Annotated in this window: 13 protein-coding genes; 8 read left to right on the plus strand and 5 right to left on the minus strand. The window is 45.2% G+C overall.

Annotated features, from left to right (window positions below):
* The 5 genes from NL646_RS10975 to NL646_RS10995 all read right to left on the minus strand — a co-directional run.
* Window positions 1-1,336, minus strand: a 1,336-nt coding sequence (locus NL646_RS10975) for a VWA domain-containing protein (RefSeq protein WP_253664224.1), incomplete at its 3' end; no start/stop codon positions are given.
* Window positions 1,329-2,333 (minus strand): VWA domain-containing protein, encoded by a 1,005-nt coding sequence (locus tag NL646_RS10980; RefSeq protein ID WP_253664225.1) that lies wholly within the window; start codon window positions 2,331-2,333, stop codon window positions 1,329-1,331. The genes NL646_RS10980 and NL646_RS10975, both read right to left, overlap by 8 nt.
* On the minus strand, window positions 2,326-2,802 hold the full coding sequence (locus NL646_RS10985; protein ID WP_253664226.1) for a DUF4381 domain-containing protein: 477 nt from the start codon (window positions 2,800-2,802) through the stop codon (window positions 2,326-2,328). Before NL646_RS10985 ends, NL646_RS10980 begins: the two co-directional genes overlap by 8 nt.
* A gap of 40 nt (window positions 2,803-2,842) precedes the next feature.
* Complete coding sequence (locus tag NL646_RS10990; protein WP_253664227.1) at window positions 2,843-3,769, minus strand: DUF58 domain-containing protein; 927 nt, start codon at window positions 3,767-3,769, stop codon at window positions 2,843-2,845.
* Between the two features lie 14 nt (window positions 3,770-3,783).
* On the minus strand, window positions 3,784-4,740 hold the full coding sequence (locus NL646_RS10995; protein ID WP_253664228.1) for a MoxR family ATPase: 957 nt from the start codon (window positions 4,738-4,740) through the stop codon (window positions 3,784-3,786).
* Window positions 4,741-5,055: 315 nt separating this feature from the next.
* Between NL646_RS10995 and NL646_RS11000 the strand changes: the two genes are divergently transcribed.
* The 8 genes from NL646_RS11000 to NL646_RS11035 all read left to right on the plus strand — a co-directional run bounded on the left by NL646_RS11000 (window position 5,056) and on the right by NL646_RS11035 (window position 25,133).
* Window positions 5,056-6,972 carry a methyl-accepting chemotaxis protein gene (locus tag NL646_RS11000; protein WP_025553661.1) on the plus strand — a complete coding sequence of 639 codons (1,917 nt, stop codon included), beginning with the start codon at window positions 5,056-5,058 and terminating at the stop codon, window positions 6,970-6,972.
* A gap of 56 nt (window positions 6,973-7,028) precedes the next feature.
* Entirely contained in the window at window positions 7,029-7,229 is a 201-nt protein-coding gene (locus NL646_RS11005; protein WP_023623718.1) for a chromosome segregation ATPase, read from the plus strand.
* Between the two features lie 267 nt (window positions 7,230-7,496).
* Window positions 7,497-8,168 (plus strand): LuxR C-terminal-related transcriptional regulator, encoded by a 672-nt coding sequence (locus tag NL646_RS11010; protein WP_005499727.1) that lies wholly within the window; start codon window positions 7,497-7,499, stop codon window positions 8,166-8,168.
* 225 nt (window positions 8,169-8,393) lie between these two features.
* On the plus strand, window positions 8,394-9,050 hold the full coding sequence (gene cpsQ / locus NL646_RS11015) for a cyclic-di-GMP-binding transcriptional regulator CpsQ (protein ID WP_253664229.1): 657 nt from the start codon (window positions 8,394-8,396) through the stop codon (window positions 9,048-9,050).
* 206 nt (window positions 9,051-9,256) lie between these two features.
* Window positions 9,257-9,847, plus strand: a complete 591-nt coding sequence (locus tag NL646_RS11020; protein WP_015313551.1) for a calcium-binding protein — start codon at window positions 9,257-9,259, stop codon at window positions 9,845-9,847.
* A 61-nt stretch (window positions 9,848-9,908) separates the two neighbouring features.
* Window positions 9,909-11,627, plus strand: a complete 1,719-nt coding sequence (locus NL646_RS11025; RefSeq protein WP_025504411.1) for a type I secretion system permease/ATPase — start codon at window positions 9,909-9,911, stop codon at window positions 11,625-11,627.
* Window positions 11,602-12,942, plus strand: a complete 1,341-nt coding sequence (locus NL646_RS11030; protein WP_110176548.1) for an HlyD family type I secretion periplasmic adaptor subunit — start codon at window positions 11,602-11,604, stop codon at window positions 12,940-12,942. The genes NL646_RS11025 and NL646_RS11030 overlap by 26 nt, the downstream gene beginning before the upstream one ends.
* Before the next feature lie 896 nt (window positions 12,943-13,838).
* Window positions 13,839-25,133 carry a DUF11 domain-containing protein gene (locus NL646_RS11035; protein ID WP_253664246.1) on the plus strand — a complete coding sequence of 3,765 codons (11,295 nt, stop codon included), beginning with the start codon at window positions 13,839-13,841 and terminating at the stop codon, window positions 25,131-25,133.
* Window positions 25,134-25,197: the final 64 nt, after the last annotated feature.

Here is a 25,197-nt window from a genome sequence, read left to right on the forward strand (position 1 = left end):
GTTTCAGTTTCTCCTCCACAACCGACAGGTTTTTCTTAGCGGCTTCAAAATCAGGATTTTCTTTAAGCAGCTTTTTGTATTGCTCAGCTGCGTCTTCTAACTGACCATTTTGTGCTAACGAGTTCGCTAGGTTATAGCGGCCGGTTTGTGATGGGTCATTCGAAAACGCTTTGATGGCCGCTTCGTAATCGCCAGTTTGGTAACTTGCCGCGCCTTGCCAACTTGGGTCAGTGAACAGGTTTTTGGCTTGTTCATATTCTCCCTGTTTATAGAGATTAGCCGCTTGCTGATCTGCATTTAAGAACGGGTTGGCTTGTGCACCTGGAGTCCAAGTCATTGGAAGCAGCGCTGCGACAAATACCCAAATTACACCACGGCGGAACAGGAAAACGGTAGGTAGTAGCAGTAGAGGCAATAGCCAAAATCCACCATTCAAACGAGAATCGGTTTTGACCTCTTGATTCTGTTTTGCTGCCAAGTTGTTCCCAGTATTATTCGTGTACGCTGCGATGCTATCCACGTCTCGGTTGTTGTGCTGAATAGGAACAAACATACCGCCCGTCTTGTTGGCTAGCGTTTGTAGGTTTTTTAGGTGTGTTTTGGCAACAACGGTCGAGCCTTGCGTGGTCTTAAGAAGCGAGCCGTCGGGTAGGGCAATCGGTGCGCCGTTTGCCGTGCCGATTGCAAGAACCGAGACTCGTATGTTTTTACCTTTAACCAAATCCAGAGAGCGTGCCAATTCTGAATCATCAAGATCATCGGCAAGAACCACAATGTCTCCTTGGTTTGCACCTGCTTGTGAAAATTGACTTAACGCCAATTCGATCGCAGCAGGGAGGTTCGAGCCTTGGAATGGCATCAGCTCTGGCGACAAGTTCTCGATGATACCTGCTAGCGTACTAGCATCCGTCGTTAGCGGACTCAAGCTGTAGGCATCGCCTGCATAGGTGATCAATCCAGTCGCCCCCTCTTTCCACTTTGGCAACAAGTCCAACGCTTTGTAACGTGTTTGAGTAAGGCGATTGGGTTTGATGTCGTTGGCGTACATCGAGCGAGACATATCTAGCACTAGCATGCGATTTTGGCTGAGCTCGAAGCTTGGACGTGTATTTGATTGCCAGCTCGGCCCAGCGAGCGCTACGCAGGCAATCGCCCAAGCCAAGCCCCAAATCGTAAAATAGGGTTTGGACTGGGTGGTCTTCCCAAGCATTTTGGCGAGGTGCGGGGCAATCAGCGCGGATTTTTTCGCTCTAAATTTTTGATTAATCAGGAGTACGAAGGGGATTGCTATCAGTCCCAGTAACCAATATGGGTTAAGGAAAGTAAACTCAGCCATGTTTTCTCCTTAGCAGGAACAACAACATAGAAAGCACTAAAGCTGCACTCAATGGATATGGGAACCATTCGGACTGAGGCCGCCAAGTTTGGGTGTCGCTTGATACAGGTTCCAGTTTGTTGATTGTGTCGTAGATCTTTTCAAGTTGTTCGGCATCTCGCGCACGGAAGTACTGCCCGCCAGTCATTTCTGCAATCTTCGTGAGCTTTTGTTCATCAAGGTCGGCTGCGGTGTCGACCTTACGAGTCATAAAAAAGTCTTTCACCATCATTTCGCCAGCACCTACGCCGACGGTATAAATAGTGGCATTGTATTTTTTCGCAATCTCAGCCGCTTCGATTGGATCTAACACACCTGCGGTGTTACTGCCGTCACTGAGCAAAATCATCACGCGCTGGGGCGCATCGCTATCGACAAAGGTTTTCGTTCCTAAGCCGATACCATCGCCAATTGCGGTTCGTTGACCAACTAGGCCAATTACGGTTTGCTTGATTTGTTGGATTACGGTTTGTCGGTCAGCCGTCAGTGGCGTTTGTAAGTACGCGTGGTCACCAAATAGAACTACTCCAAGCCGATCACCTTTTCGCTTCGCGACAAAATCTGATAAGACTTTTTTCACGGCAGAGAGTCGGTCGATGTACTCGCCTTCTAAGTTCATGTCCTCTTTTTGCATGGAGCCTGAAAGGTCAACCACCAGCATTAAGTCTCGGTACTTAGGTTGAAACTCGACAGGTTCACCAAACCAAACTGGTCTCGCACAAGCGACGACCAATAGCGTCCAAATGGCTACCGACAACGATTTTTGTAGCCATTGTTTAGGTTTATGGCTGTTTTTGCTTTCTGGCAAATACGCCAGTTTGATTTCTGCTTGTCGAGTTTCTTCAGGAAGAAGCTTGTAAATCAGCAGAGGTAAGGGCCACAAAAAAAGTGCCCACCACCAGACAAATTCAATGTTTAACCATTGGGAAAGGTCTGTCATGAGTGTTTGCTCAGTCACGGGTGTTTGCCTTTTTCTTCGGTGGTAAAGCGTGAGTTATCCAAAAGGCACAATCGTCGATCAAATCTTGATGTTGCTCTTGAGACGACTTTTGATATAACGCGGCTTGCCACTGTTGTTGTTTGTCTACGAATCGAGTCTCTTTGGTATGACTGTCGAGAAATTCATACCATGCCATTCCAGTTAACGGGGCGATGTCTTCACGTGGGAAGTAACTCAATGCGGCTTGACGCAGAATTTCCAAAGCAGAGGAAGGCGTATGAGGTGTGACGGATTGAGTCAAAAGCTTTAATGCCGTTTTTTTGGCAAGTAAGCGCTTTTTACGCCATTTTGCATACAAATATACACCTAAAACAAAAAGAACGATCGCCGCAAGCATTACCCACCATCCACACGCAAGTGGGAACCAATCCGGAGCGTTCGGCAAAATCAAAGGTTCAAGGTTTAGGCTTTGGTTGTTTGTTGTCATTATTATTACTGCTTTATTGAAAACTGCTTTGTAAGGCCTGTTAGCTTAATTGCTGAATCAAAGGCCAACCACTTGATAGTGTGTTAAATGGAATAGCCATCGAATGACACTGTTGTTTGATGGATTCTTGGTGTTGAGTAAAGTGTGTTTCGAGCGCTTTTCTTTGTCCTGTTGAGCCGAAGTTGAACCATTGGCTACGACGGCCATCAGAGGCTTTTGCTTGGCCACGAAAGTCGGTTTCTCCTCTTTCCAATGGGTCGTAAAACTGAATGGCTCTCACGCTGTTGTGTTGTTTAAGGCGACGCAGTTGCGTTAGCTCTCTTTCTTCTACATGTGCAAAGTCACTGAGTAGAATCAGTTCACTGCCTTTTGGCGTGAGTGTGTGGAGTGTTTCTAACACTTGCGAATATGGCATTGTGCGAGTCTCATGATTTGGATCTTGAGTCAACTGCGCGTTATGGGTATCAACGATAGCATTGAGAATCCGAAGCCCCTGTTTTTGCAAAGAGGAAGGGCGAAATTCTAAGCATTGGTGTCCATCATCAATCACTGCGCCAATACGATCTTTTTTGGCTAATGTGAGCCAAATAAGAACACTGGCGAAATGAGCGAGTTGTACTGATTTCAATACGTACTTTGAGCCAAAGTGAAGGCTTGAGCTGAGGTCGAGATACAAAATCACCGCTTGTTCTTTGTCTTCCGCAAACAATTTAGTGTGTGCTCTTCCGGTGCGCGCTGTGACTCGCCAGTCGATGCTGCGAATGTCATCTCCGGCTTGATACTGGCGCACTTCCATAAAGTCCATACCACGACCTTTTTGTCGGCTCGTATGGTTGCCGCTCATCTGCGACCAAATGCTTTGTGCTGGTGGCAACCAACGTACCGACTGCGTGCGATATTGAAGCAGTTCTTCCAGTGTTAATGTCACCCCATTCGCATGAGGCGGTAATGGATGGTTTGCAGACATGTCACTCACCCGCTTTATGCGCTGCCAACCAAGCTTAGCAACTTATCGATGACTTGATTTGCCGTTACGCCCTCTGCTTGAGCGTGGTAGCTGAGCAATAATCGGTGACGTAACACTGGGTACGCCATTGCTTGGACATCTTCAGGAGAGACAAAATCACGACCTGCTAACCAAGCATGAGCACGAGCGCATCGGTCAAGGGCGATGGTTGCACGCGGACTGACACCCATTGCTAGCCATTTATCCAACTCACTGTCGTATCCGCTTGCTTGGCGTGTTGCCATCACCAAACGCACAATGTATTGCTCAATGGCTTCTGCCATGTGGATGTCGAGCACTTCTTGGCGTGCGGTGAAGATGTCTTGCTGACTCAAGCTAGGGCGCTCAATAGAGCATTCACCTTTTGTTTCACCACGATTGATCCGCAAGATCGCTAATTCATGTTCTGCATCTGGGTAATCCACTTCTAAGTGAAGCAAAAAGCGATCGAGCTGAGCTTCTGGAAGAGGGTAAGTACCTTCTTGTTCTATCGGGTTTTGCGTCGCCATGACCAAGAATAGCTCAGGCAGTGCGTAGGTGTGGCGACCTGCGGTGACTTGCTTTTCTGCCATCGCTTCAAGCATTGCGGCTTGTACTTTGGCTGGCGCACGGTTGATTTCATCCGCAAGAATGAGTGAATTGAAAATCGGCCCAGATTGGAATGTGAACTCGCCCGTTTCTGGGCGGAAAATATCCGTACCGGTTAAATCGGCTGGCAGCAAATCTGGGGTGAACTGAATGCGATGGAAGTCGCCTTCTACGCAATCAGACAGTGATTTTACGGCGCGAGTTTTAGCAAGTCCCGGAGGACCCTCAACCAAAATATGCCCGTCAGCAAGAAGGGCGATCAACAGTTGTTTAACCAGATCATGCTGGCCAATGATCTGAGACTCTAAATAGTGCTGAAGAGTTTCGAAGTTTGATTTATGCATGCTTTGGACTCTCGATATCCATTTGATTTTCGTTTTGAGTATTGGTCATTGCCAATCAGGAAAAAGTTCCTGTTCGCTCTCGAAATTTATCTTTTCAATATTGGGGCAAAGAAAAGGATTGCAAGCGAAGAAAAACGTTGAAAGTGCTTGAATGACAGGGTGTTACATTTATTTTGCATAAGATAGTGAGAAATACCTCTAGTTTTGTTCGCTCAGGTCGATATAGGTTCCATGCTGTGTATGTCACAGAGATATGCACCTGATAGCCACTATCTAGGATGCCAATAACAAGTGATTCTTTTAAAAGGTCCGAATATGTTGAAACTTCATTCTCTGAGTATCAAACAAAAGGTTGTACTTGGTATTACTTTTGCTGTTCTTGCATCAACCATTATCGTTGGTGTGATGGCTCAACGCCATGCGAGAGACGTGTTAAGTCACCGCCTGATTGATATTGAGTTGCCAGCCATGCTGCAACAAATTAATACTGAAATTGACCGCGAAGTTGTGCAAATGCAGCAAGCGGCGAAGCAACTAGCAACAAACGAATTTGTTGTCGAAGCGCTAAAAAATACTGATCACCCACAGTTTTCTGAAACGCAGCTTGTTCAGCAGCTAAACAACATCAAATCTCAGTATGGATTGAATGACGCATCGGTCGCAAACCGTAAAACAGCGTACTACTGGAACCAAAATGGTTTCTTGCGTCAGCTAAACCATTCGCAAGACGCGTGGTTCTTTGGTTTCACCTCTTCGGGTCGCGAAACATCAGTGAGTGTTTTCCAAGAAGCTAATGGTGAAGTGAAAATGTTCACTAACTACCAAGACTTAAACGGTATCTCGATGTCGGGTCTATCTAAGTCGATGGATGACATGGTGTCACTTCTAAACAGCTTCCAAATTGAGGACACAGGTTACGTGTTCTTGACGAATGAAAAAGGTGACATTCAAATTCATCGTCAACAAGGCAAAAACAAAACGTCGATTGCGCAGCTTTTTGGCAGCAACGCGAATCAACTGTTGAACAAAAACAGCTTCAACCTAATTAATGTCGAGTTTGAAGGTAAGGACAATTTCATCGCGAGTTTGTATGTGCCGTCCATGAACTGGTTTGTTGTTGGCGTCGTGCCTGTTGACGAAGTGTTTGCTGACCTCAATGCAACTGGCCAAAAAATGATGATCACAACCATTGTAGTGGCGTTGGTGTTCATTTTGATGGGCGTATTGCTTGCAAACAGTATCACTAAGCCAATTCGTTTGATTGCAGATCGCTTTACCGATCTTGGTCAAGGCGAAGGTGATTTATCACAGCGTATTGAAATTCGTGGCAATGATGAAATCGCGCAACTTTCTAAAGGTTTCAACGGATTTATTGAGAAAATCCACGCAACCATGAAAGAGGTATCTTTGACGAGCGGTGCACTGAGTCAAGCGGCAGACAGCGTGTCGAGCAAAGCAACGTCAACGTACGATAATAGCCAAGAGCAACGTGACCAGACGATTCAAGTGGTTGCAGCGATCAACCAAATGGGCGCGACAATCAGTGAAATTGCGTCTAACGCAGCGACGGCAGCCGATACTGCAAACCAAGCGTCTGATAATACTCAGACGGGTCGTGAAGTTGTGATGAAAGCGAAAGAAGTGATCAGCCGTCTTGCTGACGATGTGGAAACGACAAACATTGTTGTGACACAGCTTGCTTCTACAACGAAAGATATCGGCTCTATCCTTGGTGTAATCCGCGATATCTCTGAGCAAACAAACTTGTTGGCACTGAACGCAGCGATTGAAGCAGCACGCGCAGGTGAGCAAGGTCGAGGCTTTGCGGTAGTTGCAGATGAAGTTCGTAACCTAGCGTCGCGCACTGCCGATTCAACGGAAGAGATTCAACGTATGATCAACCAGCTTCAAAGTGATGCTCAGGATGCAGTAAGCGCGATGGAAGCTGGCAAAGCGGTCACATTTGAGGGTGTGGCTTCGACGGATGAAGCAGTAGAAGTGCTGGTGAATATCTCTGAGCGCATTACGGATATCTCCGATCGAAACACGCAAGTTGCGACGGCAACGGAAGAGCAATCTACCGTGGTTCATACGATCAATCAGAATATTGAAGAAATCAACGCAATCAACGAGATGACAACTGCAACGGCGGAAGAGTTGGCTGGCGCAAGCCGCGATCTTCAAGAGCTTTCATCTCGCCTAGATAAGATGGTTGGTAGCTTCAAACTCTAGAGTTGGATAGAATAGACGAAGTTGAACAGTTTAATGACTATATTTAGGTAAGTACTATGAACGACTTCGAAAAAGAACTAGCGCAGATTTCTCAAGAAGCTGCAGAGGAGCCAGAAGTAAAGCTGCCTTCGCTAGAAGAGCAAAAAGCCATTGCGGCTGAGCTTAAAAAGCTAGAAGCAGAAGGCAAGTTAACGCCAGAAATTTTGGAGCAATACTTCGGCAAGTTTAATCAGAAAAATTCTGTTCCGATTCATTAATAAAAAGGGAGTGTTTACTCCCTTTTTTCATTTGTAAAATTCATCATTCCTTCAATTTACTAAGTCACAATCACGACTTCTACTCATCATTTTCTAATCGGATAGCTTTTATCTTCCATTTCTCCCTACATCATGCCGTGACTTAAAAATGATTGACACTTCAATAGGTTACTAATTAGTACTAGGGATTTTCATACTTGACAATGCTCCCGCTCTATCTACTCTATTGCATATTTCAATCAAAACTACTAAAGGAATGCGAGCAGGATGGAGCATCAAACTACAAGGAATGTCATCTTAATCACGGAGGGCAGTCTACAGTCATCTCTCTTAAAGGATGTTTTGGAAACGAAGCTCGGTATTAACGTTCTACTGATCACTCCAGAAAATCTTGCTAGCCCATTTGTAAGAAATCAATCCATATCAGCGATTGTCTTGGATTACAGTGTTATCACAGATGAAGTGTTTGCTCGTTATATGGAATTTAAAACCCCCCATTTAACTGGAACGCTTGAAATCCTCATCAACTGTGACAAATCTATCTCAACGGATGAACTGTTTGTTTGGGGGGCGCTTGCTGGTATTTTCTATACCTCAGACGATATACAGACCTTACAGACGGGCATTGATAAGGTTCTCCAAGGCGATATGTGGTTCAGTCGTAAATTTGCACAGCAGTACATTACTCATTTGCGTCGTCATAGTAGGCCGATTAATAAGAACGTTCCAGCAATACTGACTAAGCGAGAACAACAGATCATTACGTTTTTATCTATGGGGGCCTCTAATCAACAAATAGCCGAACAGTTATTTGTAAGCGAAAACACAGTTAAAACGCATCTTCACAATATTTTTAAAAAGATTGATGTAAAAAACAGAGTACAAGCACTGATTTGGGCAAAAGAAAATATTTCAGATCACTCTATAGAGATGGTTTGATTTTATAAAAAATACCTAACTAATTTAGTGCATACGTATATTTTTTTAAAAATAGCCTTAGTTAAAAGTGTTTCTTTTATGAGAAACACTTTTTTTGTTTCTGTTTTTAATAAATTAGTAATTCAAAAAGGTAGTAAATAACTTTACTCTGTTGTCTAGCACTTAGATATGAGCTTGAGTGCTGATAATTAACTACGAAATTAAGAATCTTAAGTTAATGAAAGTATGAGAAACATTATGGAACAGTACACGGAAAAGCCTGAAATCCTAATGCTCACTCAACAAAGTTTACAGAGTGAAAACTTTAAGGAAATGCTTTCTAAAAATACAGAAACGAAGATAACAATCATCGATGCTAAAAACCCTAGCTATCATGAACTCATCCCAGATCGTTACTTTTTATTGGTTGACTTTTCAGTTGATACACCTTCTGACACTTTAGTTTATCTAAAGGATAGCAATAAAGTGCTAGGTACTATCATGCTTAATCTGGGTTATGACTTAGATACCGAAGAGCTAGCGTCTTGGCCTCATGTCAAAGGCATATTTGGTCCATTGGACTCTATGGGAAAGGTTTGTCGAGGATTAGGGGCCATTGTTAAAGGAGATAATTGGCTATCAAGAAGACTGTTGGATCAATTGGTAAATTATTACAAAGGAAAAGAATCGAATAACGTTTCAGAGCCTGCAATTGAAGTAGAACTGACACGACGCGAAATTCAGGTTCTTAAAATGTTGAAGGAGGGGGGGTCAAATATGGAAATAGCTGACTCACTCTTTATCAGCGAACATACTATTAAATCGCATCTATACAATATTTTTAGAAAGTTAGAAGTGAAAAATAGGACGCAAGCCACAAGTTGGGCAAAAAGAAACCTCTAGTACTAGGAATAACTGCATGTAATTAAAAGAAAACAATAGATAAAGTACTAAGTTTTATATTTATAATTAAAAGGTCAGTTAGAAATATCATCCCATATTCAAACTCATTCTTATCCACTTGGCTATTAGACTTCTCATGTCTGGAACGAATCTCATCAGACGTGGAATAAAAGGTCTATTCAATAAATAAGCCAGAGGGAATAAAAATGAGCACAAGTGACAATGACACGTATCTAGGCGATGCAGGCGCAAACAACAATATCGCTGATTTCGATGGCGGTGATGATCTGTTTATCGGTTATGGCGGTAATGATTCATTTGTTGGTGGCGGCGGTGATGACTACATCATTGGCGGCGCGGGCAATGATCGTCTAATCGGTGGTGCTGGTGACGACGTCCTGAGAGCTGGTACGGGAAATGATTATCTTGGCGGAGGTACGGGAAATGACTTGCTACTAGGTCTTCTCGGCGACAATAAACTGAACGGCGGCGTCGGGGAAGATATCCTTGTCGCAGGTTCAGGTGATAACGTTTTAGTTGGTGGCAGTGACAGCGACAAGTTTGTGTTCACTGACAAGTTTGGTGGTCATGGTGAAGCGAAGGTAGTGGATTTCACTATCGGTGAAGACTCGCTTCACATCATTAGTGACACTGTGACAGAGTTCGGCGATTTAACTTTCAGCTACGATGCGGCTGGCAATGCAGTATTTACTGACGGCGCAGATTTAACCGTTAAGCTGATTGGTGTTACTGAAACAGATATTAACACCTACGGTGCCGATTTATTTGTTATTTAAAATCTAGTTTAAGGCGCTAGTCATCTAGCGCCTACATCATTCGATTAAAGTGGAAGTAATCGTGCAGAAAACAGTTTTCAAAGAAGTCAGACAAAAACTATGCACGCTTGCAGGTTTGCTGATAGGTTTTAGTCTCTTCATTAATTTACTCGTACTTGCTATCCCACTTTATATGTTGCAAGTGTACAACCGAGTCATTTCATCTTATTCGACTGACACCTTGTTGCTTCTTACTATCATCGTGTTGGCGGCTTTGTTTACTATGTCCATTATCGATATTGCTCGTGCACAGATGAGTAAATCGTTCGGATTTTGGATGGACGCGAAACTTTCAGTGTTCATGCTTAAACGAAGCATTCAGTATCAATCGCATACTGGAAAGAGTTACACCTCTCAGGTTCTTCGAGATATTCAAACCATAAAAAGCTTTTTGAGCAGCCAAGCCCCTTATCCTTTGTTAGACGCTCCCTGGACACCGCTGTTTATTTTGTTCGTCTATCTACTCCATCCTTTTCTTGGGCACATTGCGTTGCTTGGTTCTGTCGTTCTGTTTAGCTTAGGTTTGATCAACGAGTTGATGACGAGAAAGACGATGCAAGAAAGTGAAGTTAGGGCCATTTCTCATATTAGCAGTGCAGAGTTAGCGACACAAAACGCCAACTCTATTTTAGCCATGGGGATGATGAACGCATTTTTAGAGCAGTGGCAATCGCGAGTACAGAGTGTCAGTGTGCTTGAAGAGCGAGTTGCGGGAAAATCGATTTATATGGCTAACTTTTCTAAGTTTGTTCGTGGCTCTTTGCAAATATTTTTACTCGGCGGTGGTGCATGGTTGGTTATTCAGCATGAAATCACGGCGGGTGCGATGATCGCGAGCTCTATTCTGATGAGCAGGGCATTATCGCCGATGGAGCAAGCGATAGGAACATGGCGCAGCGCGATGTCTGCGCGAACGGCTTATAAACGGTTAAAGGAGATTGATGCGATTGTTCGTCAAGACGAATCTGACATGCCGTTACCTAAACCGAAAGGCCATTATGAGTTAACCGGGCTCACTTACCGTCACCCGGGTGCGACTGAGCCAGTGCTGTCTTCTATCACATTATCAATCCCGCCGGGCGTGTCCGTCGGAGTAATTGGCCCTTCTGGCACTGGCAAATCGACATTTGCTCGCTTATTGCTTGGTAACATTCGGCCTTTAGCTGGAAAGGTGACTTTAGATGGCATGGAAGTGTCGACTTGGGCATCTGAAGATCGAGGTGTTCACGTTGGCTATTTGGCCCAAGAGGTGGAGCTATTTCCAGGAACCATTCGTGAGAACATCGCGCGTTTTAAAGAAGAAGATCCAGCGAAGGTGATCAAAGCTGCACAATTAGCGGGTTGTCACGAATTAATCCTCAAAAAGAACAAAGGTTACGACTTCGTTATTGGCGAAAATGGTCGTGGACTGTCGGGTGGTGAACGACAAAGGATTGCGCTAGCACGAGCTGTCTATGGTGATCCTTCTATCGTCGTCTTTGATGAAGCAAACGCCAATCTAGACGGAGAAGGTGAGGCTGCGTATCAGCGTCTTATCGCTTATCTAAAATCTCAGGGCTCAACCATTGTGGTTATCGCCCATAATCCAAGCACATTGAGGCAAATGGATCGATTGCTGTATTTAGCTGATGGCCGCGCCAAACTTTATGGTGCTCGAGATGAAGTGTTGAAGCGTTTAATGGGTGAGGACAGAACGGATATTCCAAGGGTGAAAAATGAGCAATCAGCAGCCAGTCGTTAACGAACTTCCTGCGGAGAAAGTCTACCGTTTCAGTTCAGATGCTAACTTGAGTTTCAAAAAGCCAATTTTGCTCGGAGTTGCAACGTTAAGCTTTTTCCTAGGCGGTTTAGGGTATTGGGCGGCTACCGCAAAGTTAGAGAGTGCTGCTATCGCTTATGGAGATTTGTCTGTTCTAACCAAGCGGCAAGAGATACAGCATTTAGAAGGCGGTATCATTGAAAAGCTGTATGTTCAAGAGGGCGATTTGGTAAAGAAAGGCCAGCCGCTTGTTCAATTGTCGCAACGTCAGCCAATGGCCAAGTTAGATGCAGTTAGTGGTCAGTACATTCACACGCTAGCGAAGGAAAACCGGCTGAGTGCCGAATTGGATGAATTAGCGGATATCTCGTGGTCTGGTGATCTAGAAGCGATTCCTCGTGTAAACATCGTAAAAGAAGCACAGTTAGTGCAAAACAAGATCTTTACTGCCAGAAAGCGTTTTTTTGAGAGCAAGCTTAGTATTATTGAACAAAGTATTTCTGGTGCGAGCTTAGAGCTCGAAAATCTTAAGCAAACCAAAGTCATCGAAAGAGAACGCCTCAACTTTATTGAAGAAGAAATTGCAAGTAACCAAGCTTTGGTCCAGAAGGGGTTTTCTGGCAAATCCACTTTGTTGCAACTCAAACGGCTTGCCGCAGAGGTTCGCAGTACTCTAAGTCAGCTTGATCGGCAATCTTTAACCGTTGGGAAAAGGTTAGACGAGAACCAAGCTAAGATAGAGGAGTTAAAGCTCGAGAGATTGAATGAAATCGTCGAAGAGTTGCGGAATGCCAAAAAAGAAGTCGTTGCCATTCGTGAAGAGTATCGATCTGCTCAAGATGTGGTGGCTAGAACTTCAATCAATGCGCCAATCTCAGGTCGCGTAGTGAACATGCAAGTGTTCACTGAAAAGGGGGTTATTGGTTCAGGACAAACGTTGTTAGAGTTAGTGCCTCAAGATGATAAGTTGCTTGTTGAAGCAAGAGTCAATCCGCAAGACATTGACTTGATCAATCCAGGACAACAAGCGCATGTGCGATTAACCGCTCTGAATGCACGAACATTGGCTCCTCTCGATGGCACGGTGCTGACTGTTTCTGCGGATAAGTTGTCACAAGAAAACCAAGATGACTATTACCTAGCGCGAATCTCAATTTCTCAAGATGATGTTGCCAAGTACCGTTTGACATCCGGAATGAACGCCGAAGTACTCATTTTGTCTGAGCCTCGAACACCGCTGAGTTATTTGATTAAGCCATTGACAGAAAGCATGAACCGAGCATTTCGAGAAGAATAGGTATTCTGTCTTCGCAGAAGCGTATTCTCGCCAATTACATGCCTCGTTGGATATAGATCTAGCGGGGCATTTTTCTTTTTCAAATAGCGTATTTGAATCGGATATATGTTACTAAGATTGAACCAATCTACCGATGGTTTTCGAGTGACAGTTTTAATTATCAACACTCTGATGTTTTGATTTGTCAGTTTGTTTTTATTGGTATTTTTGAGGGGATTAACAATCCAAATCGAAAACGAATGATATTTTCTTGGTTATTTGTAGGAATTATCCTGCTTTGTAGGTTTTGTATTACTTAAGATCGGTAATTTTCTTTCCTATATATCAATTTTTGCGATCGAGAATGGTTAAGTTTCGCTATAAATTATAATGCGTCGAATCATTCCTAATCTTTTTTGAAAATAATTTCTATTAAATGGTGTGGATTACGGTTTGCTTATTACTTTTTATTTATTTTATCTTGTTGATTTTTAATGAATAATTTCTATTGTGGCTTAGTTTGATAAAATGATGACTTATCTAGTATTCATCATTGTTTTCATTTACAACGCTGTGTTACTAGTTTGAAGTTGTTGTCAGATAATTCTGATAACCGTCGTTTCATATAAATTTAAATATCATAATCAGTTACCTTTCACCTATCTACTAATTCATGCTTTAAATCTAACGATATTGCCAGATCCTATGGTTTTCGAACGTTATAAATTATTGGATGTGCAATCATAAGATTATATATCTACCTATTTATGGTTATTAAATAAAAAATTGACCATATCGTGACATTTATTGATTAATTGTCGTCAAAAATTCGTCGACTCAAAATTTTGACGATTTTGTGTTCATTTTACTCTCGGTAATTCATAAGAATTTTATATAAATTGGAAAGTACTGTGTCGATGGTTCAGCGTTGTTTTACCTTACTCTTAGTTGCCTTATTTACCTCTGCAAACGCTCTAGCAGCAGGAGAGGTGGAAATTTCATTTAGTCCTGCTTCTGGGAGTCATTATGAAAATGGTGAAGAAATTTCGTATTCGATTGAGGTAAAAAATACAACGGCGGACACAATTGCAGATGTATCAGTGATAAACGCGGTTTGGGATGTCATGTCGGGCGACCAAAAAGCCTTTCAGAGCGTATCGATATCAGACACTCACAGTCTAGGTTCAATCGCAGGTAGTTACGCATCTAGCAATGCGAACTTAGAAGTGACTGGCGCGACATTGCTGCCATTTGGTCGAGTTACTTATCATGTTAGCGCGACAGTGTCTCATGAGAGTGTTGAAAACATCGTATTAGGTGGCGCACAAGTAAAAGCGATGATTGCTGGGGCAGAGAATACATTCGTTGATACAACCAGCGTCACGTTTGAGCCTGCCGAATACAAATACACGCTAGATGCAGCGGTAACGCCAGCTGAATATCAAGTCGCTAACGTTTTGACGTACACGCTCACCGCAAAAAATACTGGCCTGTTTGCAGTAAAAGGCTTAGACATAACCCAACCTTTTTTGTCTCTTACTGGTGAGGTTCTAAGCGGTGCCAACGCTCCAGTTTTTAATCATGTCGAGATCAGTGCTGTCGCTTCTTCTGGGAGTAATACAGGAACATTTTCGAAAGCAGATGATTTGTCGGTAGAGAATGCGGAGCTATCCGTGGGTGGTTACATCACTTACACCATCAAAGCGACCGTTGCGAATGATCTGGTTTCTGACATTACAACTAAGGCGTCGGCGTTAACGCGCGATGGCCCTGTAGAAAGTAATGTTCTTGTCACGCCTCCAGCGACGCCGAACGTTACGCTTACCCATACACTTTTGTCTTCGACACCTTATTTAATCAACGGTAAGCTTAATTTCGAAATCAAAGTCAGTAACAACGGTGGTGCGATTGCACATGGTTACCACGTTACGCAGAACATCAACACGTTACTTACCAACAATGGCTTGGCGAACGATCTCTCGTCTGCTTTTAACAACACCGATGTGACCGGAAATCCATTCTCAACGTGGACTGTAACGGTCAACAACATTGGCTCTAACTCCTTATCTGCCTATCAAGCAAGTGGAGTTCAAACTGATGTCGATTTTGACGATACGGTGTCGATCTACCCCGGTGAGTCAATCACTTACCTAGTTGAAGCTACACTGACGCCAATCACCATTGGTACGCTTCAAGGCTTTTCTGCTGCCGTCAAAGATGAATCAGGTTCATTAGTTCAGAGTGCAAACGTCACAGATACAGTCAATGCAGAAAAAGTGCTGAACGTTTCTGACTCCGATATTGCCATTTCTAAAACAACCACCGCATCAGAATATGTGCCCGGTGGAAGCATCGAATATGAAATTACGGTAACCAACGGTTCGTCTAAGTACTTTGCCAATAACTTATTGATTCAAGACAACTTAACTTGTGTCATGACGGAGCAAGCAGGCGGTGCAGGCGATGCACAAGCGTTTAAAGAATGGAAAGTTGAAGTCATTTCTGGTGAGGACTCGCTTGGCTCGGATCCGGGTTCGTATAGCTATGGCTCATGGAGCTCAAATCCAATTGCTTTGACGCCCGATCTTGCTCCAGGAAAAACCGTTAAATACAAACTTACCGCAAAAACCAATGACGCTAGCATGGGCGTTATTTTGGATGACTCGACGAGCTGTGCCAACGACAACGTGACCGAAAGTGGTTCAGGGGTTCAAACTCCTGACGACAACTTGCGTGTTAGTAAAGATGTCGACAGTCGTTACTATTCATCGGGTCAAACACTCACTTACACCATCGTAGTGACTAACGATGGTGATGGCTTTGCAAACCAAGTTCAGGTCTTGGATGAACTCTCGGCGATCACTACTCAAGACATTAATGGCAATACGATCAACGCCTATTCGGATTGGACCATTACTGCAAACGCATATAAAGCAGACGGTACAGCCGCGACGGCTTCCAACACTGGTATTGTTGGGGCAGTAAAGTATCCCGACAACCTGAATGTGATTGCGACGCTTGAGCCACATTCCTACATTGAATACACCATCGTGGCAGACACCCATCCTCTAGCTAATGGGCACATTCAAAACCAAGTGACGGTCGACGGCACTGTGTACGCCGACCGAGGTTCTGATCCGCGTGATTTCGCTATCGAGGTTAACAAGCGTGTTAAAACGAACACCGATACCAGTTTTGATACAAAGCAAACCTCGTATTCCAAGCTGGACAACGAAGTGACGTTTGAAATCAGTGTGAAAAATGCGAAAGAAAACGGCTATGCAACCAATGTGCAAGTCAAAGATGCGATATCAACCATCACGGCTGAAATTTTGGAGCCAGATGGCGTCACTAAGCCAGTTTTCAATGCTTGGACTATTCGTGCTGAAATCAAGTCTGACGATCCTTTGTTGAACGGCAATCCTGCTTACACCGATGTCGGCAGCTTTTCAGACAACCTTGATTTAGATACTAACGCTCAAATTCCGCCGAACGTTGAAGTGGTATACACAATTGTCGCTCAGATTGACCGTTCAAATCCGGATCAAATTCTGTACTCTCAATTCAGTAATACCGCGACGGTTAAAACGCCAGATTCTACTGTCCAGTCATCAGCATCAGACAGCGTTACGGTGTATCCAAAAGAACCTAAGATCATCGTGACTAAAACCACACCGGATGACGAGTTTATCCCCGGTGATTGGGTCACATTTACGGTCTCCATTTTCAACTTTGGTGAAGGTTATGCGAACGAAGTTCATGTAACGGACGATATTGTGGGTCTGGATGCGTTTTCTGAATGGACGATAGACGCGACGATTGATTCAAACAACTCGCCATACAAAACAGGCAGTTACGCAGGGCCTAAATCGGGTTACCCAAACAATGGAAATATTGACTCGCGTATTGATATCGACCCTAAAGTGGGTAGTGAGAAAGGCTCGGTGGTTTACGTTATTCATGGTCGAGTGAAGAACGATTATGCCAAGCAAGAGATCTCCAATACGGCGCAAGCTTATGATCCTTTAACCAATTTGAACCAGTCGTCTTCTGCACAAATTGGTGATGGTTCGAGCGACAAGCTTAATGTATCGATCTTAAAAACTGCCGATAAAGTCCGCTTTGTTCCGGGCGAAGATGTGACCTACGAAATCCGTGTTCTCAACAATGGTTCGCACACTGAAACTGGGTTAAAAGTCGTTGATAAGTTGCAAGATATTTTGTCTGTATTAGCGAACGACAAAGACAATCAGTATCAAGATTATCCGGACCAAAGCCCGTTCGAATATTGGCAATTTGACTATGACGACGGTGCCGGTTTTCATTCTGTAACAACGGAGAACTTTGTGTATCCCGAAGGGGACGCTTCCAAAACAATGAGTTTGGAACCGGACGAAGTGCGTACGTTTAAAATTAAAGCGCGTGTAAAAGATAACGTCGTTGGTTCGCTAGATGAAGGGGGGAATCTCAACGATAAAATTGCAAATGATGCATACATCTATCGCGATCTTGGTGAAGTAACGGAAACTTCTCACATTTCACACCATGAAATGAAAAAGGCATACAACGGTGGGAATGTCACGCGCAAGCTATTGGTGAATGGAGTCGAATCTCGTTTTTACTCACCAGGTGATACGTTGACCTATTTAGTGACGGTATCGTCTCAAACAGGTTACGTGAACGACCATACTGTGAGTGAAAACATCACTGACGTGACGACACAATTGCTTGATGGGTCAACTGCAACGCCCTTCGCGTCTGGTTTTTCCGTTGATGTATCGAAAAGCGATGCCCACGGCGGTGATGGCACAACCGATGGTACGCTCGATGGCACGGTAGCAAACAATCAGAACATCTCAACCATTATTGATGTGGCGGGTGGGGACTCAGTAACATACCAAGTCGAAGGCGTCGTTCGTGAAGAGTCGGTAGGTAACATTACCATCGGCGGTATCACCGTTATTCCAAACAGCTACCATCTTTCATTCAGCAAAACCGTGGATGAAGCAAGCTATGAGCCGGGTCAGCCATTGGTCTATCGCCTAACGATTGAAAACGATGGTAAGGGGAACGCGTACAATATTCCTGTGGTGGATCGCTTATCCAACATCACGGTGGAACTTGTTGATGGAACAAGTGAAAAGGCGTTTGATTCGGGCTGGACGATCGAGCAGAACATCGTCAGTGGTAGCGATAAAGCCATTCTTGATCTTGATGGTTCAGTTGAAAATAATCGAGATATCGACACGCATGCCTCCATCCCCGCGGGCACTACAATTGAGTACAAAGTGACGGCGACGGTAAACAACAATGCAGTTGGTGAAATCCTCAACTTGTTGACCGTTGACGGCGATACTGTCAGTACGAAGACGAAAGCATCGGCAGAGAAATACGACTTCGAAAAACACATTACCCGCTTCTTAGATCAAGACGGTGTTACGTCATTGAGCGGCGGTTACACGCCAGGCGGCTACATTGAGTATGAAATATCGCTCGTTAACCTTAACAACGTGCACATGCAAAACATGCCGATTAAGGATGAACTTAGCGCAATCAAAACCCAATACTTAGATGGATCGATGGGAGCAGCGTTTGACTCTTGGACCATCACGACTCAAACCGATACCAGTGATATCAGTGAGCCGGGGTCGGTCACGGATAACCGCGATATTGACACCCAGTTTAACCTTGCAGCAAATAGTTTCGCTGTTGGCGGCACTTTCATCAAATATACGGTGAAAGCAAAGATCAGCGAGAAAGCGGTTGGCCAAATCTTAAACGTGGCGGTTATCGATAACAGTCATAACCTAGTTGCTGAGCCAGCCAACATGCTGCCTTCTGAGGTAAGCAAATCCCATAAAGCGTACACGGATTCGTCTTTATCAAGCGAAAAGCTGACGTACAATCACACGTCTAGTGGTGAAAATATCGTGTACCGTCTGCGCCTCCAAAACAATGGTAAAGGACTGGAGTACAACAAATCACTGCAAGAGTTATTCTCTAGCATCAAAGTCCGAGTGGCACAAAATGCGGCTGGAGAATCAGACGCACAGAGTTTACCTGCGTTTGCTGCGCACGGATGGGATGTGAGCGTGAAAACTTCTGGTGAAGCAACGACGGATATCGGCGGCTTTGTTGGTGGTGCAAATGCGGATATCGATATTCCAGTTCTATCCATTGCGCCGGGCGGTTGGATTGAGTTTGTGATGAAGTCACGTATTCGTCCAGACGCTTTGGATCAAATTGCTTCGACGCCGAAATACAACGGCACGAACTTCGCGACAGCTCGTGTGACACCGGAAGGCAGCAATCTAGCCGTTAACAAAGAGATCGTTTCGATTGCTGGTAAACCTTACGCAGCGGGAGACACTTATAAACCAGAAGATGAGGTGGTGTATAAGTTTACGGTGATCAACACCGAACCTGTATGGCGTGACGAGGCCGTGATTCAAGACATCATCTCTAATGTTCGTGTTGAAGTTATTGGTGACACAACGAAATCGGCATTTTCAGAATCTGAAATCAGCCACGTCTTTACCTCTGTTGGTACCAGTGGCACGCAAGACACCTACATCGAACCATACGATGCCACCGATGATCTGGATTTGGTGGTTGATATTGCGCCTGAAGAAGTGATCGAATTTACCGTAAAGGGGAAAGTTCGCGCTGATGCTGTCGGTGATATCGATGGAAACACCGCAAAAGCTGGCAACCAGAGTGACACAACGGAAACCATTCCTCCTGTCGCACCTGTTTTAGATTTCCAAAAACTGGTACTGAACACGACCGCCGACAGCAGTACGTGTACGTTCCCATCTTCGTCGGGCACTGATTGTCACTACAATCCGAATGGCCAGATCCAGTATCAAGTCTCAGTCACCAACGTAGGTGAAAGTACCACTAATGGTGCCACCATTGTGGATGAACTGGACAAGATTAACACGTCTGATGGCAAACCAGCTTTTACGGATTACAGCGTGGCGATTGTTAGCGCACCGACGTCAGAGCGCTTCTCCATCAATGGTCAATATCAAGGCAATGTACCCTTAAACGCAGCATTCGATCTGATGCCAGGCGATACCGTTGTCTTTGAAATTGATGGCACGGTTGCGGCGGATGCAACGGGCGCAATAACTAACGTAGCAAAAGTTGCAGGCGTGGACAGTAATGCTGTCGTGCTTGATCCGGGAACTTCGAATCTGCTGGCGCAAAAGTCAACGGACACTCCGACGTACACGCCGGGCTCGGAAGTGCGCTATCAGATGCGAATTCGCAACGTAACCACCAATAATGAGCTGGTGGATGTGCGCGATACCATTAGTAGCTATTTGGTTGAGACCGCGGACGGCACTGAAAAAGTCGCACTGAAAGATTGGAGTGTAAGCGCGAGCGTTATCTCTGACGGTAACCCGGCGTACACCGACATCAACAACTTAAATCTCATTGCGGATAATACCGACATCGACACCACCATTCAGATGGGTGGCAAAGCGCCAGATGACACCTATACCGAGATTCTCATTGAGGTGGTAGGGCACGTACGTGACGACGCGGTTGGCGAGTTTACCAACCAGTTGCAAGGGAAGTTAAGCAGTGGCTCGCGCTATGTGACGTATAACTTACGCGAAAAAGTGATCGTTCCTGAACCGGGCAATTTGGCCGTCACGAAAATCACTACCGATCCAGCGGCTATCTACCATCCGGGCGACACTATTGGTTACGACATCGAAGTGAAAAACACTGGCAGCGGCTATGCAACTAACGTATTGATTGCGGATTTGTGGAAAACCATTCGTACTGAAAAAGCGGGTTCTGCCTTGCCTGTTCGTGCCTTTGAGGGTTGGTCGGATGTCAGCGTTAGCGTAGATGGAACGGAGCCGAGCTTAACTCAAGCTGTGTCGGGCTCAGAAGTAACGGGCGATAACGGTTATCAAGTTCGTTACAATATTCACCCTGATCATAGCGTCAAGCTGCATGTAGAAGGTGTGGTCAAAGCCGATCTGGTTGGTGATATCACAAACGTGGTCGAAGTCAGTGACGCGACGAGTAAACAAGCCGCGCAAGCGACGTATGTTGCAGCTGCCGCAGATTTGAATGTGACAAAAATCGTCGATAAAACTCAGTATGAGTCTGGCGATACGCTGACGTATACGATTCAAATTGAAAACACCACGGCAAACTGGGCGAACGATGTCCAAGTTAAAGACTTCGTAAACAAAATTACGGCGGCCAGTGTGACTGGTGCGGACGTGATTGCGTTTGAGTCTGGGACTATTTACATGAATGCCGAGTCTCTGAGCGGAGCCACTAAGTTCCCCGCAGCCAATGACGAGTTCATTGATGGCAGTATTGATATTGCGCCTAATGATGTGGTGACCATCACCGTAGAAGGTGAGCTCAACTCGCAAGTCGTTGGTGAGGTGACCAATACCGTTGATGTTACCTACAACGGCACCACAAAAACGGCAGAAGCGACCAGCACGGCCAAGATCCCCGATCTAACGTTTACGAAAACGCCGATGGTGGAGCATTACAGCCCAAACAAAGCGTCGGGTTACATTCTCAAAATTGTCAATGAAGGCAACAACTACGCGAACGACATCAATTTGAAAGATGCCATTGGCGCGTTAACTGTCGATACGATTGATGGTTCAACCAACCAAGCATTTTTGCAATGGGCCGTTCAATATGTGGCGGGCAGTGCATTAACTACGGTCGATGCAAACTCTCTGGTGGTGGATAAAGATATTGACTACAACATCGACCTAGCACCAAATGACAACATTACGCTGTACGTGATTGGTTTAGTGAATGCACAAGCAACTGGTGACATCGTTAACCAAGCCACACTCAACTACAACGGCAAAGATATTCTCGCAACTGCAACGCTAAAACCTTACCCGGGCGATGTCGTTATCGAAAAATCCGCTGACGAACGATATTACCAGCCGGGAGAGTTCTCGACATTCCGAGTCAAGGTCACGAACAATGGTTCTGGTTTTGCTGCGGATGTCAAAGTGGAGGATTTGATTTCTGCATTAGAGGTTGAAACGTCTGGTGGCGCAATGGAAGCGGCATTCAACGATTGGACTATCGTGACCAACAAAGGTGACCTTCGCACCAATATCGAGACCTTACCGGGACCAAATTCTGACATCGCGACCAATCTCGATATTGCTCCAGGAGATACGGTTGAATTTGCTATTACAGGCACGGTGAACAGCCGAGCGGTTGCCAACATTATTAACACAGCAACGGCTGAGTTTGCAGGTGCAACGACAGAAGCAACCGCAACCTTAGAAACGCTGCCTGAAGAAGTGTGGATTGAGAAAACAGCCGAATCGCCAATGTATATTCCGGGAGAAGATGCGGTATTCCACGTTCGCGTTTACAACGGCACTGATGGTTTCGATAACGACATCGCGTTAGAAGATATTTTGTCGGGCATTAAAGCCACCAACATCTATGGCGTGAGTGAGCGTGCTTTCGAGAGTTGGACGATTGAAACGACGAACAGCGACAGCCGCACCACCATTACCCCGATGCCCATCGATAATCAGGATATCCGTTCGATGATTGATATAGCACCGCATGACATTGTGGAGTTCACGATCACCACGAAGACTAACCCGTTAGCCGCGAGTGATATCACCAACACGGCAACGGCGGATCTCAACGGTACGCAGCAGCATTCAAGTGCCACTGTTCAGCCTCAATCTCAGGGAATCTCGATTGAGAAAACCGCAGACACCCAATATTACGTTCCGGGTGCAGAAGCGACGTTCCGCGTCAAAGTGAAGAATGAAGGCACAGTCCCAGCGACAGATGTGGCTGTAAAAGACGCCATTAGTAATCTTGAAGTCGTGCGTCTTGATGGTACATCGGTAAAAGCATTCGACTCTTGGCGCATTGAGGTGAATAAAGCGAATGCGGAAACAGAGATCACCAACATGCCGGGCGTGAATTCCGACATTGATTCAACGCTAACGATTGCTGCGAATGATGAAGTGGAGTTTGTGATTACAGGCCTTGTGAACCAATACGCTACTGGCGAAATTGAGAATACCGCCAGCGCCACATTTCTTGGTGAAACGCAAGATTCAACAGCGACACTGCTGGCGATGCCGGAGTCGGTCAAACTTGAAAAAACCGTTGACGATGAGTTCTACCGTCCGGGAGAGAGTGTTACTTACCACGTGGTGTTAACGAATGAATCGGGTTCATTTACTGAAGAGATGATACTGAAAGATCTGATCTCAGAACTCAAGGTCAACACCATCAACGACACTCAAGCTGAAGCATTTACCAGTTGGCGTATGACCAGTTCATACAACGATGAACGAACCATCGTTCTGCCCCAAATTCAGGGCGACAATCTGGATGCAAACAGTCGCGTGATTCTTGCGCCAAACGACACGTTAGACATTGAGATTACCGGTGTGGTCAATGCAGACGCGATGGGCGAAATCACCAACCATGCTTACGCATACGACAAATCGGAAAGCGATGTTTTGGCAGAAGATGTCGCCATTATCAAACCGCAACCAATCATCTTATCGGTGACGAAAGTGGCCGATAAAGCCGAATACACCAATGATGACGATGAAATCACGTTCACGATGACGGCGACCAACCGTGGCTCTGGCGATGCAGAGAGCGTGAACTTGTTGGATGAAATCGACAAATTGATTGGTAGCAACGGTAATGCGTTGTTCACGACATGGAAAGCGACTATTACAGAGCTGAAATCTGGCGTTGTGGTCTCTGTGGATTCGGATAACAACGTCAATTCCAACCATACCTTGAAAGCGTACCAAGGCAATGAGTTTGAAATCGTCGTGACAGGTGAGATTAATCAAGGCATTGATGACAACTTTACCAACGTCTTCACGGCAGCAGCGTCAACGGGCGAAACGGCATCTGCGAATGTCACGATCAAAGTGAAAAAGCAGGCTTACAACGAAGGCATGCTGAAAGTCACTAAAGTGGCAAGCAAATCGGAAGCCAGTGTCGGTGAAGTCGTTGAATATGAAGTGGTGATCACCAACGAAAACGACAACCCATTCTCAGGAGTGCGTTTGGTCGACCGTTATCCTGGTGGCTTTGCTTACATTCCTGATTCTACCGAGATGGTAAATAGCGGCCCTGATGGCGTATTTGATACCTCAGACGATATTCAAATCACGGTCGAGCCGACCAAGACAAACCAGCTGTTCTTCGATGTTGGTGACATGAATATCTATGGTAAAGGCGATTCTCAAACTGCGGATGCTGTGCGCATTCGTTACCTAATGCGCGTCAGTGTCGGTGCTACTTTTGGCGTCTACACCAACACTGCATGGGCAGAAGCACCACCAGCAGAAAGCTTCTCGGCACAGAACACCAGCACTAACTACGTGGTGAAATCGAACCTAGCGAGCGCAACCGTCGAAGTGATGCCAGACAAAGTATTCGATACCGCTTCTATCATCGGAAAGGTGTTCGAAGACCACAATGGTGATGGTTTCCAAGCCGATGCAACTGCGGACGATGTTCTCATCGACATTGACCTTGCGCTAGGTGATTACGTTCCGAACTCGACCTTCATTATCCAAGATGGCGTAGAAACTCAGCTCAAAGATGTGACGGGTAAACTGCAAGGTCAACCTGTAGTGATGTCGAGAATGGATAAAGGCTACGAAGTGGATGAGCTATATGGCTTGTCTCGTAACCGAACGCTTAAGCAGAGCAACCAAGTGGCGTTCCAATTCAAAACACGCACTCGCCAAGGCTTCTCATTCAAGGTGACCACCGATAACGGCACGCACATCGAGTTCGACCAACAAGGCAATGCGATTACCAAGCATAAAGGTGATAAGCAAAAAGGCCTGTCGGCAGAGCACATTGATGTCGAGAGAAACCTTTATCGCGACGGGGATGAGTACCTTTGGGAGATCGTCGTTGAGAACAAAGGGCTTTATGAAGACGGTATTCCGGGCGTTCGACTGCTTACCGTCGAAGGCATCATTATCGAGACCGACCAATATGGTCAATACCATGTTCCAGATCAGTGGGTGTTGAATAAGAAAGGGAAGCAGTTCTTGGTCAAAGTCGACACAGACTCGCTACCAACGGGTATGAAAGTGATCAGTGAAAACCCGAAAGTACAACGAATCACACCAAACAAACTGACGAAATTTAACTTCAGTATTCAAAGCAGTGGGGATGATTAACCGTTCGTAACTTACACGTTGGCTGGGCTTGTTCTCAGCCATTGACTGCAACGGTTAAGCAAGA

It is taken from the genome of Vibrio sp. Y20_XG_PY13 (assembly GCF_024181925.1).
Classification (GTDB): Bacteria; Pseudomonadota; Gammaproteobacteria; order Enterobacterales; family Vibrionaceae; genus Vibrio; species Vibrio parahaemolyticus.

Excerpts from the sequence above, each read along its gene's own strand:
- NL646_RS10985 (WP_253664226.1), bottom strand. The coding sequence starts at position 2,802 with ATGACAACAAACAACCAAAGCCTAAACCTTGAACCTTTGATTTTGCCG.
- NL646_RS10990 (WP_253664227.1), bottom strand. The coding sequence starts at position 3,769 with ATGTCTGCAAACCATCCATTACCGCCTCATGCGAATGGGGTGACATTA.
- NL646_RS10995 (WP_253664228.1), bottom strand. The coding sequence starts at position 4,740 with ATGCATAAATCAAACTTCGAAACTCTTCAGCACTATTTAGAGTCTCAG.
- NL646_RS11000 (WP_025553661.1), top strand. The coding sequence starts at position 5,056 with ATGTTGAAACTTCATTCTCTGAGTATCAAACAAAAGGTTGTACTTGGT.
- NL646_RS11005 (WP_023623718.1), top strand. The coding sequence starts at position 7,029 with ATGAACGACTTCGAAAAAGAACTAGCGCAGATTTCTCAAGAAGCTGCA.
- NL646_RS11010 (WP_005499727.1), top strand. The coding sequence starts at position 7,497 with ATGGAGCATCAAACTACAAGGAATGTCATCTTAATCACGGAGGGCAGT.
- cpsQ (WP_253664229.1), top strand. The coding sequence starts at position 8,394 with ATGAGAAACATTATGGAACAGTACACGGAAAAGCCTGAAATCCTAATG.
- NL646_RS11020 (WP_015313551.1), top strand. The coding sequence starts at position 9,257 with ATGAGCACAAGTGACAATGACACGTATCTAGGCGATGCAGGCGCAAAC.
- NL646_RS11030 (WP_110176548.1), top strand. The coding sequence starts at position 11,602 with ATGAGCAATCAGCAGCCAGTCGTTAACGAACTTCCTGCGGAGAAAGTC.
- NL646_RS11035 (WP_253664246.1), top strand. The coding sequence starts at position 13,839 with ATGGTTCAGCGTTGTTTTACCTTACTCTTAGTTGCCTTATTTACCTCT.